An 11,781-nucleotide genomic window follows, 5' to 3' on the forward strand; every position below is an offset into this window, starting at 1 on the left:
AGTGACTGTGCTCAGATCCATCGGCGTGCTCGCCGTGGCCGGGGCGATCGGGGGCCTCCTGGCGGCGGCGCTGGCCGCGCCGGTGGTGACCGGGGCGGGCCTGTCCGCCAAGAACGTCGCCTTGACGTTCGTCGACCTGCCGCCCGCGCCGCGTGAGGAGCCGCTCTCCCAGGTGACCAGGCTCCTCGACCGCAACGGCAAGCAGTTCGCCCAGTTCTACGAGGCCAACCGGACGACGGTCCGGCTCGACCAGGTGGCGCCGGTGATGCGCCAGGCGATCGTGGCCATCGAGGACGCCCGGTTCTACGAGCACGGCGGCCTGGACGTCAAGGGCACGATCCGGGCGCTGCTCACCAACACGCAGGCGGGCGGCATCAAGCAGGGCGGCTCGTCCCTCACCCAGCAACTGGTGAAGAACATCCTGGTGGAGGCCGCCCGCACCGACGCCGAGCGCGACCGGGCCCGCGCGCCCAACCTGGGCAGGAAGATCACCGAGCTGCGGTACGCGCTGGCGATGGAGGAGAAGTACCGCAAGGACGAGATTCTTGAGAAATATCTGAACATCGCGTACTTCGGCGCCGGCGCCCACGGCGTCGAGGCGGCGGCCAGGCGGTTCTTCTCGACCACGGCCGCCCGCCTCACCCTGACCCAGGCGGCCACGCTGGCGGGGGCCGTGCGCGTGCCGTACTCGACCGATCCCTCGCTGGGCGACAGGCAGCAGGCCCGGCTGCGGCAGCGGCGCGACATCGTGCTGGACCGGATGGCCGAGGTGGGCCTGATCACGCGGCAGGAGGCGACCGCGGCCCAGCGGACCGGGCTCGGGCTCCGGCTGCACCCGGAGCCCGGCGGCTGCGCGGAGAGCGCCTATCCGTACTACTGCTATTACGTGCAGCGGGAGCTGCTGACCAACCCGGCGTTCGGCGGTACCGCGGCCAAGCGGCAGGCCAGGATGAGCAGGGGCGGGCTGGTGATCCGTACGAGCCTCGACCCGCTGGCGCAGCGGGCCGCCGAGCAGGCCATCCAGCGGCGGGTACGACCCGAGGACACCGAGGTGGCCGCCGAGGCCATGGTCGAGCCGGGCACCGGGCGGATCACGGCGATGACGGCCAGCAAGCGCTTCGGCCGCAACCCGGGCAACAAGAAGAACGGGGCCAGGACCACGTTCAACCTGCCGGCCGACGTGCTGCACGGCGGCGGGCAGGGGTTCCAGGCGGGCTCGACGTTCAAGGTGTTCACCCTGGCCACGGCGTTGCGGCAGGGGTGGCGGTTCGGCGACGGGTTCCAGACCCCTGGGGTGCTGACGCCTGGGCAGGGCTATCGCGACTGTCAGGGCAGGCGTGTCAACGACCCGAAGACGACCGTCTACAACGCCAGCGGCGAGGGCACCGGCGGCCCGCACAGCCTGGAGACCGGCACCTGGAAGTCGGTCAACATCTTCTACATGATGCTGGAGCGCAAGGTCGGCCTCTGCAACGTGGTCAAGACCGCCAAGGCGCTGGGCATCTCCCGGGCCGACGGGACCCCGCTGCGCGAGGTGCCCACGTTCACGCTCGGGGTGAACGAGATGGACCCGGTGACGGTGGCGGCGGGGTTCGCGGCGTTCGCGGCCAGGGGGAAGTACTGTCGGCCGCTGGCGATCGTGGAGATCACCGGCCGGGACGGCGAACGCACCCAGGTGCCGCCCGCCTGCGAGCAGGGCATCGAGCGGGAGGTGGCCGACGCGGTCAACTGGGTGCTGGGCGGTGTCTTCACCCAGGGCACCATGCGCGGGCAGAGCCTCGACCGTCCCGCGGCGGGCAAGACGGGCACGAACAACGGCTACACCTCGGCGTGGTTCGCCGGCTACACCCCGGATCTGGCGGCGGCGGTCAGCGTCGGCGACATCAGGGGCGCCTACCGCTACCCCCTGCGGGACGTGGAGATCGGCGACGACTACTACGGCGCCGTGCAGGGCGCGTCGCTACCGGGCCCGATCTGGATCGACTCGATGCGGGCGGCCCTGCGGCGGACCAGCCCCTCGGGTTTTCCCGGTCCTGACATGTCCCGCTTCGGTGGTGGGTTCACGCCGGGCCTGAAGGAGGCTCTGGAGGCGGAGGCGAAAGCCCGCCGCGAGCATGACCAGACGATCGCCCACCGCCGACGCTTCGACTTCCTGTGGCCGCCGTGGCAGCGCCGCGACGTCCGGGAACCACGGCATCGCCGTGACATCCCGGGACCGCGCCAGCGGCGTCACAGGTTCAACTGGCGCTACCGATAGCGGCGGTGACGGCGCCGGTCAGCGAGATGAGGTTGGCCGGCGCGGTCTCGATCTGCAGCCCTCGCTTGCCCGCGGAGAAGTAGATCGTGCCGAACTCCAGAGCCGACGCGTCGACCACGGTCGGCAGCCTCTTGCGCTGGCCGAGCGGGCTGATGCCGCCGACGACGTAGCCCGTGACGCGCTCGACCTTCGCCGCGTCGGCCATGGCCGCCTTCTTGGCGCCGAGCGCCGCCGCCAGCGCCTTGAGGTCGAGCTTGCCCGACACCGGCACGACCGCCACCGCGAGCCCGCCCTCGACCTCGGCCACCAGCGTCTTGAAGATCTGCTCGTGCGGCACGCCGAGCGCGTCGGCCGCCTCCTCGCCATAGGCCTGCGCGTTGGCGTCGTGCTCGTACGGGTGAAGGGTGAACTCCGCCTTGGCCTTCGCCAGCGCCACCGTGGCCGGAGTGCCCCCTTGGGCTTTCGCTCTGCTCACGGAATGCCATTGTAGCGAATCTACATTGTAAAGGCGCGGCCCGGGGTGTACCCGAGGGCTCGCCGGAACACGTCGATGAAGGCACTGGCGGAGGCCCAGCCGCAGCGGTGCGCGACGGTGGTGACCGGGGTGCCGTCGGCCAGCAGCAGTAACGCGTGATGCAGGCGGAGCTGCGTACGCCACTGCGGGAACGTCATCCCCAGCTCGCCCTGGCAGAGGCGGGCGAGCGTGCGGTCGCTGGTGCCGGCCTGCCTGCCGAGCTGCGCGAGCGTCCGGCGGTCGGCCGGGTCGTCGTGCAGGATCGCGCAGACGGCGGCCAGCCGTGAGTCCCTGGCCGTGGGCAGGTGGAACGGCTGCTCGGGGGAGCGGCGCAGCTGGTCCAGCAGGACGGCCCGCAGTCGTTGCCGCTCGGCGCCGTCGTCGTGGGGGTCCTGGGTGTAGGCGATGATCAGCTCGCGGAGCAGCGGGCCGACGGCCAGGACGGCGGGCCGCTGAAGGTTCAGGGGGTTGTCGGCGACGGGCAGGCCGATGAGCCGCAGGTCGGTGTCGCCGTGCGCGCGGTGCTCGTGGACGGTGCCGGCCGGGACCCAGATGGCCCGGTTGGCCGGGGCCACCCAGGTGCCCGCGCTCGTCGTCACCGACAGGACGCCCCGGCAGGCGTAGGCGACCTGGTGGGTGTCGTGGCGGTGCGCGTCGATCCCGGTGCCCGGCGCCAGCGGCCGTATCCCGGTGGGCGCCTCCGGAAGATGGCGGATTTCCATGATGGCTTGGCATTTTATCGGAAGCGGGCCACCTGGTCACGGGGTGACGATCGAGGCGTGAAGGCGAACAGGATCGTGATGCTGGCCGTGGGCCATGCCGGTGTGGACGTGTATCAGGGGGCGGTCCCGGCGCTGGTGCCCTTCCTCGTGGCGCAGCGCGGGTACGGGTACGTGGCCGCGTCGGGCATCGTGCTGGCCGCGACGCTGCTGTCCTCGATCGTGCAGCCGGTCTTCGGCGCGCTGACCGACCGCCGGCGGATGCCGTGGCTCATCCCGGTCAGCATGCTCACGGCCGGGCTCGGGGTGGCGCTCAGCGGGGTCACCGACGGGTACGTGCTCACCTGGCTGGCGGTGGCGCTGTCGGGTCTCGGCGTGGCGGCCTACCACCCGGAGTCGGCCCGCCTGGCCAGGATCGCCAGCGAGGGCAGTCATGTGCGGATGAGCTGGTTCTCGCTGGGCGGCACGCTCGGCTTCGCCACCGCGCCGATCATCGTCACGCCGCTGCTGTCGCTGTGGGGGCTCGGCGCCTCGCCGCTGCTGGTCCTGCCCGCCGTGGTGGGCGCCCTGCTCACGCTCACCGTGATCCGCTCGCTCGCCCGTCACGGCGAGCGGGCTCGGGCCGAGGCGCGTTCGGCCGGGCGGGACGACTGGGCGTCGTTCGTCCGGCTCACGCTGGTGATCGTCTTCCGGTCGATCGCGTACGTGGGGTTGAGCGCGTTCGTCGCCCTGTACATGGGTGGTGGCGCGGCGGGGGCGGTGGCGCTGTTCGTACTGTTCGCCGGGGGCGCGGTGGGGACGGTGCTCGGCGGCCGGCTCGCGGGCCGCTGGGGCCGGGTCCGCACCATGCGCGTGGCCTACGCGGCGGCCGTCCCCGCCGTCGCCGGGGTGGTGCTCGCGCCGGGTCTTTTCGCGTACGTCTTCATCGCGGCCGCGTCGATCACCTTGTACGCGCCGTTCTCGCTGCATGTGACGCTGGGGCAGGATTTCCTGCCCAACCGTCTCGGCACGGCCAGCGGTGTCACGCTCGGGCTGGCGGTGAGTGCGGGCGGTCTGACCAGCCCGCTGGTCGGGGCGGTGGCGGAGGCATCCTCGCTCCGGGTCGCGCTCGCCTGCCTGATCGTCTTTCCTGCCCTGTCCTGGCTGCTTGCTCGTACGCTCAGGGACCCCGCTCCGGTCGTCCCGGAGCCGACCCCCGCGCGCGGCTCGGCCGCCGGCGACTAGCCGCCTTCTCCGCACGCACCACTCGTCGCAGGCGCCGCGAGCGATCGCCCCTCGCGTTCCCCAGGAGGGCTTGGGCGATCGCTGCCCCCGGACCTGGGCGATCGCTGTCCCCGGCTCTCCGGAGGGACCTGGGCGATTGCCGCCCCTGCTCTCCAGAAGGACCTGGGCGATCGCCGCCCTCCTCTCCTCAAAAGGACCCAGCCGAAGTACGGCGGGGAGTGCGGATCAGCCGACGGCCCAGTCGCCGCCGTCCATCCGCACCTCGTCCGGTTCCCGGTCGGGCCGGAGCCCGCGCCAGGCGGGGTGGCGCAGGCGGCCGTCGCCGGTCAGCTCGGCGTAGCGGACCTCGCCCACCAGGCGCGGCTCGACCCAGTGCGCGTCTCGGGCGTGCTCGCGGGGCACCGGTGCGTCGAACGGCGGCTCGGGCCGCTCCAGTGCGGTGAGCCGTTCGTACAGGTCGTTCAGCATCGCCTCGGTGAAGCCGGTGCCCACGTGGCCGACGAACAGCAGCCGCCCGTCCCGGTCGTGCGCGCCGAGCAGCAGCGAGCCGATCGTGCCCGCCCGCCGGCCCGCGCCCGCCTTCCACCCGCCGATGACCACCTCGACGACCGTGAGGTTCTTGACCTTCGTCCACTCGGCGCTGCGCCGGCCCGGCCGGTACGGCGACGACAGGCGCTTGCACACCACGCCCTCCAGCCCGAGCTGACGGGAGGACAGGAGCGCGCGCTCCGCGTGATCGTGGAACCACACCGGCACCTGCCAGCGGAAACCGGGCGTCAGGACCTGCTCCAGGAGCTCACGGCGTTCGGTGTAGGGCCGGCTGACGGTGCTGGTGGAGTCGAGGTGCAGCAGGTCGAACGCCATGAACGTCACCGGCACGGCCCTGACGAGTTCGGCGACCTTGGCCGGGTGGCGCTGGTGCATCCGCGGCTGCAGCGCGCCGAAGCTGGGCCGTCCCGCCTCGTCGAACGCCACGATCTCCCCGTCGACGACCGCCGCCCGCCCTCCGCTGGCACCGGCCATCAGTTGCAGCTCTGGGTAGGCGACGGTGATGTCCTTGCCGCTGCGTGACATCAGCCGTACGCCGTGCTCCTCCAGGTAGACGAGGGCGCGCACGCCATCCCACTTCATCTCGACGGCCCACTCGTCCCCGCGGACCGACGGCAGGGAGCCGAGCTGAGCCAGCATCGGCGCGTAGACCGGCAGCTGCGCCATGACCCCTGGCTTACCCCTGCCTCATGATCGGCACCAGGGGGTGGAGGTCTGCAGATGGTCAAATAGGGAGGAGGTCTCCGTCCCGGATGGTGGACAGAACCGGATTCAGGGGTGGGACTCCGTAAACTGGGATGGTGATTTCCCGTATTGACATGCGCGGTTCCCTCCCGGCGAACCTGCGCGACGTGCTGCCCCGCGCCGATCTCGACGTCGAGGCCGCCCTGGAGAAGGTGCGGCCCATCTGCGACGAGGTGCGCCATCGCGGGGCGGCAGCCGTACGGGAGCTGACCGCCAGGTTCGACGGTGTCGAGATCCAGCAGGCCCGCGTTCCGCGGGAGGCGATCCAGGCGGCGCTGCGGCAGCTGCGGCCGGAGGTCGTGGCCGCGCTGGAGGAGGCGATCCGGCGCACCAGGCTGGTCCACCGCGATCAGCGCCGCGCCGACGTGACGACGAAGGTCGTCCCGGGCGGCACCGTGACCGAGCGGTGGGTGCCGGTCGACCGGGTGGGGCTCTACGTTCCGGGCGGGCGCGCCGTCTACCCGTCGAGCGTGGTCATGAACGTGGTGCCGGCCCAGGAAGCGGGCGTGGAGTCGCTGGCCGTGACGAGCCCGGCCCAGAAGGAGCACGGCGGGCTGCCGCACCCCACGATCCTGGCGGCGTGCGCGCTGCTGGGTGTGGACGAGGTCTACTCCGTGGGCGGCGCCCAGGCCGTGGCGATGTTCGCCTACGGCACCGAGGAGTGCCCGGCCGTGAGCATGGTGACCGGACCCGGCAACATCTGGGTCGCCGCCGCCAAGCGCCTGCTCAAGGGCCGCATCGGCATCGACTCCGAGGCGGGGCCGACGGAGATCGCGGTCCTGGCCGACGACACGGCCGACCCGGTGCACGTGGCGGCCGACCTGATCAGCCAGGCCGAGCACGACGTGATCGCGGCCTCCGTGCTGGTCACCGACAGCGTCCGGCTGGCCGAGGCCGTCGAGAAGGAGCTGCCGGGGCAGGTCAACGCCACCCGGCACGCCCAGCGCATCACCGAGGCGCTCGGCGGCCGGCAGTCCGGCATCGTGCTGGTCGACAGCATCGAGGACGGCCTCAAGGTCGTCGACGCCTACGCCGCCGAGCACCTGGAGATCCAGACCGCCGACGCGGCGGCCGTCGCGGCGCGGGTCCGCAACGCGGGCGCGATCTTCGTGGGCCCGTACGCCCCGGTATCCCTGGGCGACTACCTGGCCGGCTCCAACCACGTGCTGCCCACCGGCGGCTGCGCCTGCCACTCCAGCGGCCTGTCGGTGCAGTCGTTCCTGCGCGGCATCCACGTCGTCGACTACACGCGCGAGGCGCTGGCCGAGGCGGCCGAGCACGTGACGGTGCTCGCCGACGCCGAGGATCTCCCCGCGCACGGCGCCGCTGTCCGCGCCCGTTTCGACTGGCAGGTCCCATCGCGAAAAGAGACCCCGTGAATCAGCACGTGAATCAGCACGTGAATCTCGACGACCTCCCGATCCGCGACGACCTGCGGGGTCGCACGCCGTACGGTGCTCCGCAGATCGACGTGCCGATCAGGCTCAACACCAACGAGAACCCCTACGCGCCCTCCCCGGCCCTGGTCGCCGACCTGGCCGAGGAGGTGCGGGCGAGCGCGGCCGAGCTCAACCGCTACCCCGACAGGGACGCCGAGGCGCTCCGCACCGAGCTGGCCGACTATCTGGGTCACGGTCTGACGAAGGACCAGGTGTGGGCGGCCAACGGCTCCAACGAGGTCCTGCAGCAGATCCTGCAGGCGTTCGGCTCCCACGGCCGCACCGCGCTGGGCTTCGAGCCGTCCTACTCGATGCACCCGATCATCACCACCGGCACCAGCACGGAGTGGATCTCGGGCGTCCGCGAGCCGGACTTCTCGCTCGATCCGGGCAAGGCGGCCGCCGCGGTCGAGGAGCACCGGCCCGACATCGTGTTCCTGACCTCGCCCAACAATCCGACCGGCACCGCGCTGCCGATGGAGACGATCAGCCGGGTCCTCGACGTGGCCACGGGCATGGTCGTGGTCGACGAGGCCTACGCGGAGTTCGCCAGGCAGGGCACGCCCTCGGCGCTCACTCTGCTGCCCGCCCACCCGAGGCTGATCGTCACCCGGACCATGTCCAAGGCGTTCGCCATGGCCGGCACCCGGCTCGGCTACCTGGCCGCGCACCCGGCCGTGATCGACGCGCTGCTGCTGGTACGCCTGCCGTACCATCTGTCGACGCTCACGCAGACGGCGGCCCGTGTGGCGCTGCGGCACCGGGCCGAGCTGCTCGGCACGGTCGACAAGCTCCGGCAGGAGCGGGACGACATCGTGGACTGGTTGCGGGGCAAGGGGTTGACCGTCGCCGACTCCGACGCCAACTTCGTGCTGTTCGGGCGTTTTCCCGACCGGCGCAAGGTGTGGGAGGCCCTGCTGGAGAGCGGTGTGCTCATCCGCGAGGTGGGACCGCCAGAATGGCTGCGGGTGTCGATCGGCACCGGTGAGGAGATGGCGGCGTTCCGCGCCGCTCTGGAGGGGATCCTGTGAGTCGTGTAGGCCGCGTCGAGCGCGCAACGAAGGAGACGTCGGTCCTGGTCGAGGTGGGTCTCGACGGCACGGGCCGGGTTGACGTGTCGACCGGGGTCGGCTTCTTCGACCACATGCTGGCGCAGCTCGGCAAGCACGGGCTGTTCGACCTGACGGTCAAGACCGAGGGCGACCTGCACATCGACTCGCACCACACGATCGAGGACACGGCGCTCGCGCTGGGCGCCGCGTTCCGCGAGGCTCTGGGCGACAAGTCGGGCATCAGGCGGTTCGGTAATGCGTCGTGCCCGCTGGACGAGTCGCTCGCCCAGGTGACCGTCGACCTGTCGGGCCGCCCCTATCTGGTGCACGCCGAGCCCGAGGGCATGGCGCCGATGATCGGTCCCGACTACGACACAACGATGACGCGCCACGTCCTGGAGTCGTTCGTCGCCCAGGCGGCGATCTGCCTGCACGTACGCGTCCCGTACGGCCGCAACGCCCATCACATCGTCGAGGCCCAGTTCAAGGCGCTGGCCAGGGCGCTGCGCGAGGCGTCGGAGCTCGACCCGCGCGCCACGGGCGTGCCGAGCACCAAGGGCGTTCTATGACGGACAACACGATCGCCATCGTCATGGTGTTCATCGGGCTGTTCCTCATCGGCGGGGTGTTCTCGCTGGCCAGGCAGGGGCTCAAGATCGGTGCGGCCGTCTGCGCGGTCGGCGCCGCGCTGGCGATCACGGCGGGGGTGATGTGGTGGTGAAGAAGAACGTCGTCGTTCTCGACTACGGCTCGGGCAATCTGCGCTCCGCGGAACGGGCCCTGGCCAGGGTGGGCGCGGACGTGACCGTCACGTCCGACTTCGCCGCCGCGCTCGACTGCGACGGCCTGGTCGTGCCGGGCGTCGGCGCGTTCGAGGCGTGCATGACGGGCCTCAAGAGCGTCTATGGCGAGCGGATCATCGGCCGGCGCCTGTCCGGTGGCCGCCCGGTGCTCGGCATCTGTGTCGGCATGCAGATCCTGTTCGCCAGGGGGGTGGAGCACGGGGTCGAGACCGAGGGCTGCGGCGAGTGGCCGGGCACGGTCGAGCGCCTGGACGCCCCCGTCCTGCCGCACATGGGCTGGAACACCGTCAAGGCGCCCGCGGCCAGCGTGCTGTTCGACGGGATCGACGAGGCGACGCGCTTCTACTTCGTGCACTCCTACGGCGTGCGCGACTGGGAGCTGCGGGCAGGTGAGGGCTTCGCCGACCCGCTGGTCACCTGGGCGGAGCACGGGGTGCCGTTCGTGGCGGCGGTGGAGAACGGCCCGCTGATGGCCACCCAGTTCCACCCGGAGAAGTCCGGCGACGCCGGGGCGGCGCTGCTGTCCAACTGGCTCGGCACCCTTGAGTAAGGAGCGGGCGCGCCGCCGGGCCGAGCGTGAGGCCGAACGGGCGCGCGCGATCCGGCTCAACGAGGAACGGCAGGCGCGCGCCGCGCGCCGCCGCGCCTTACTCGCCCGGCTGATCCCGCGCCCGATCCGGATCGCCCGGCAGGGCGGCCTGCTCGCCCGCCGCCGCCGAGGCCAGAACGCCGTACTCGGGCTGGTCTTCGTGCTGGTGCAGGTGGTGGCATGGCTCTATTGGGGCTCGCCGTTCCTGAGCCTGACGGTTTTCGTGTTTTCCCTGCTGCTGGCGCCCGTTGTCATGACTCTTGCTTTCGACCGGAGGACCTGATGTCGCTCGTATTGCTCCCTGCCGTGGACGTCGCGGACGGTCAGGCCGTACGCCTCGTCCAAGGTGAGGCCGGGACCGAGACCGGCTACGGCGAGCCGCTGGCCGCCGCGCTGGCCTGGCAGGAGGCGGGCGCGGAGTGGGTCCATCTGGTCGACCTCGATGCCGCCTTCGGCCGGGGCTCCAACCGGGAGCTGATCACCGACCTGATCGGCAGGCTGGATGTGAACGTGGAGCTGTCGGGCGGCATCCGCGACGACGCCTCGCTGGCCGCGGCGCTGGCCACCGGCTGCCGCCGGGTGAACATCGGCACCGCCGCGCTGGAGAACCCCGAATGGTGCCGGCGGATCATCGCCGAGCACGGCGACAAGATCGCCGTCGGGCTCGACGTGCGGGGCACCACTCTGGCCGCCCGCGGCTGGACCCAGGACGCCGGGGACCTGTGGGAGGTGCTGGAGCGGCTGGAGGCCGACGGCTGCCCCCGCTACGTGGTCACCGACGTCACCAAGGACGGCACCTTGCGCGGCCCCAACCTCGACCTGCTTCGCGAGGTCTGCAAGCGCACCGACAAGCCGGTCGTGGCCAGCGGCGGCGTCTCCTCGCTCGACGACCTGGTCGCGCTGGCGTCCCTGGTGCCGGACGGAGTGGAGGGTGCCATCGTGGGCAGGGCCCTCTACGCTCAGGCTTTCACGCTGGAGAGCGCACTGATCGCGGTACGCGCTTAGTTCCTCGGGAGGGGGCGTGATGGGCAACATGAGTATGGAAAGCACCGGAAGGGTGTTCTCCGGAGGCATCTGGGAGGAGAGGTACGGCTACGCGAGGGCGGTCGTCGTCGGCGACCGGGTGATCGTGTCAGGATGCACCGCCACCGTCGACGGCGAGGTACGCCACGACGGCGACGCCTACCTGCAGAGCAGGACCGCCATGGACATCGCGCTGGAGGCGGTCGAGATGGGCGGCCTGACCAGGGAAGACGTGGTCATGGTCCGCTACTACGTGGTCGAGCACGGCCACTTCGACCAGGTCGGACGGGCGATCGGCGAGGTGTTCGGGCGGGTACGCCCCGCCTGCACCGGTGTGCGGGTCGCCGGGTTGGTCGATCCGAAGATGCTGGTCGAGATCGAGATAGAGGCGTTGCGGGCATGACGGTAGCCGTACGGGTGATCCCGTGTCTGGACGTGGACGCGGGCCGCGTGGTCAAGGGCGTCAACTTCGCGAACCTTCGCGACGCGGGCGACCCGGTCGAGCTGGCCAGACGCTACGACGCCGAAGGCGCCGACGAGCTGACCTTCCTCGACATCACCGCCTCGTCGGGCGAGCGCGAGACCATGCTCGACGTGGTGCGCAGGACCGCCGAGCAGGTGTTCATCCCGCTGACCGTGGGAGGTGGCATCCGCACGGTCGACGACGTCAACACGCTGCTGCGCGCGGGAGCCGACAAGGTGTCGCTCAACACCGCCGCGATCGCCAGGCCCGAGCTGCTCACCGAGGCGTCGCGGCGCTTCGGCGCGCAGTGCGTGGTGCTGTCGGTCGACGCCCGCCGGGCGCCGGGCACCGCGAGCGGCTTCGAGGTGACCACGCACGGCGGGCGGCGCGGCACCGGCATCCGCG

General features: G+C 71.6%; 14 protein-coding genes. 11 read left to right on the plus strand and 3 right to left on the minus strand.

Annotated features, from left to right (window positions below; all coding sequences use genetic code 11):
* The first annotated feature begins 7 nt into the window (after positions 1-7).
* Positions 8-2,257 carry a transglycosylase domain-containing protein gene (locus KME78_RS57035; RefSeq protein WP_308127529.1) on the plus strand — a complete coding sequence of 750 codons (2,250 nt, stop codon included), beginning with the start codon at positions 8-10 and terminating at the stop codon, positions 2,255-2,257.
* Here KME78_RS57035 and ybaK read toward each other — a convergent pair.
* Complete coding sequence (gene ybaK / locus KME78_RS57040; protein ID WP_219538423.1) at positions 2,238-2,732, minus strand: Cys-tRNA(Pro) deacylase; 495 nt, start codon at positions 2,730-2,732, stop codon at positions 2,238-2,240. The genes KME78_RS57035 and ybaK overlap by 20 nt on opposite strands.
* A gap of 20 nt (positions 2,733-2,752) precedes the next feature.
* Positions 2,753-3,493: an AraC family transcriptional regulator gene (locus KME78_RS57045; protein ID WP_246654748.1), complete on the minus strand. Its 741-nt coding sequence runs from the start codon at positions 3,491-3,493 to the stop codon at positions 2,753-2,755.
* On the opposite strand from KME78_RS57045, the gene KME78_RS57050 reads away from it, so the two are divergent.
* Positions 3,479-4,714 carry an MFS transporter gene (locus KME78_RS57050; RefSeq protein ID WP_219538424.1) on the plus strand — a complete coding sequence of 412 codons (1,236 nt, stop codon included), beginning with the start codon at positions 3,479-3,481 and terminating at the stop codon, positions 4,712-4,714. The two genes, KME78_RS57045 and KME78_RS57050, sit on opposite strands and share 15 nt — an antisense overlap.
* 225 nt (positions 4,715-4,939) lie before the next feature.
* On the opposite strand, the gene ligD is transcribed toward KME78_RS57050, so the two are convergent.
* Entirely contained in the window at positions 4,940-5,929 is a 990-nt protein-coding gene (gene ligD / locus KME78_RS57055; protein ID WP_219538425.1) for a non-homologous end-joining DNA ligase, read from the minus strand.
* A gap of 134 nt (positions 5,930-6,063) precedes the next feature.
* Here ligD and hisD point away from each other — a divergent pair, with 134 nt between their 5' ends.
* From hisD to hisF, 9 genes are all read left to right on the plus strand, one after another.
* Complete coding sequence (gene hisD / locus KME78_RS57060; protein WP_219538426.1) at positions 6,064-7,386, plus strand: histidinol dehydrogenase; 1,323 nt, start codon at positions 6,064-6,066, stop codon at positions 7,384-7,386.
* Entirely contained in the window at positions 7,383-8,477 is a 1,095-nt protein-coding gene (locus KME78_RS57065) for a histidinol-phosphate transaminase (protein WP_308127530.1), read from the plus strand. Before hisD ends, KME78_RS57065 begins: the two co-directional genes overlap by 4 nt.
* Complete coding sequence (gene hisB / locus KME78_RS57070) at positions 8,474-9,067, plus strand: imidazoleglycerol-phosphate dehydratase HisB (protein ID WP_219538427.1); 594 nt, start codon at positions 8,474-8,476, stop codon at positions 9,065-9,067. The genes KME78_RS57065 and hisB overlap by 4 nt, the downstream gene beginning before the upstream one ends.
* Complete coding sequence (locus tag KME78_RS57075; RefSeq protein WP_219538428.1) at positions 9,064-9,219, plus strand: CG2302 family histidine operon protein; 156 nt, start codon at positions 9,064-9,066, stop codon at positions 9,217-9,219. The genes hisB and KME78_RS57075 overlap by 4 nt, the downstream gene beginning before the upstream one ends.
* Positions 9,216-9,851, plus strand: coding sequence for an imidazole glycerol phosphate synthase subunit HisH (gene hisH / locus KME78_RS57080; protein WP_219538429.1), 636 nt, complete (start codon positions 9,216-9,218; stop codon positions 9,849-9,851). The genes KME78_RS57075 and hisH overlap by 4 nt, the downstream gene beginning before the upstream one ends.
* On the plus strand, positions 9,844-10,173 hold the full coding sequence (locus tag KME78_RS57085; RefSeq protein WP_219538430.1) for a hypothetical protein: 330 nt from the start codon (positions 9,844-9,846) through the stop codon (positions 10,171-10,173). The genes hisH and KME78_RS57085 overlap by 8 nt, the downstream gene beginning before the upstream one ends.
* On the plus strand, positions 10,173-10,895 hold the full coding sequence (gene priA / locus KME78_RS57090; protein WP_219538431.1) for a bifunctional 1-(5-phosphoribosyl)-5-((5-phosphoribosylamino)methylideneamino)imidazole-4-carboxamide isomerase/phosphoribosylanthranilate isomerase PriA: 723 nt from the start codon (positions 10,173-10,175) through the stop codon (positions 10,893-10,895). The genes KME78_RS57085 and priA overlap by 1 nt, the downstream gene beginning before the upstream one ends.
* A gap of 28 nt (positions 10,896-10,923) precedes the next feature.
* Complete coding sequence (locus KME78_RS57095; protein ID WP_214637636.1) at positions 10,924-11,316, plus strand: Rid family hydrolase; 393 nt, start codon at positions 10,924-10,926, stop codon at positions 11,314-11,316.
* Positions 11,313-11,781 (plus strand): imidazole glycerol phosphate synthase subunit HisF (gene hisF / locus KME78_RS57100; RefSeq protein WP_219538432.1); only part of this gene is annotated, 469 nt, incomplete at its 3' end. The genes KME78_RS57095 and hisF, both read left to right, overlap by 4 nt.

This window comes from Nonomuraea guangzhouensis (assembly GCF_019396345.1).
Taxonomy (GTDB): domain Bacteria; phylum Actinomycetota; class Actinomycetes; order Streptosporangiales; family Streptosporangiaceae; genus Nonomuraea; species Nonomuraea guangzhouensis.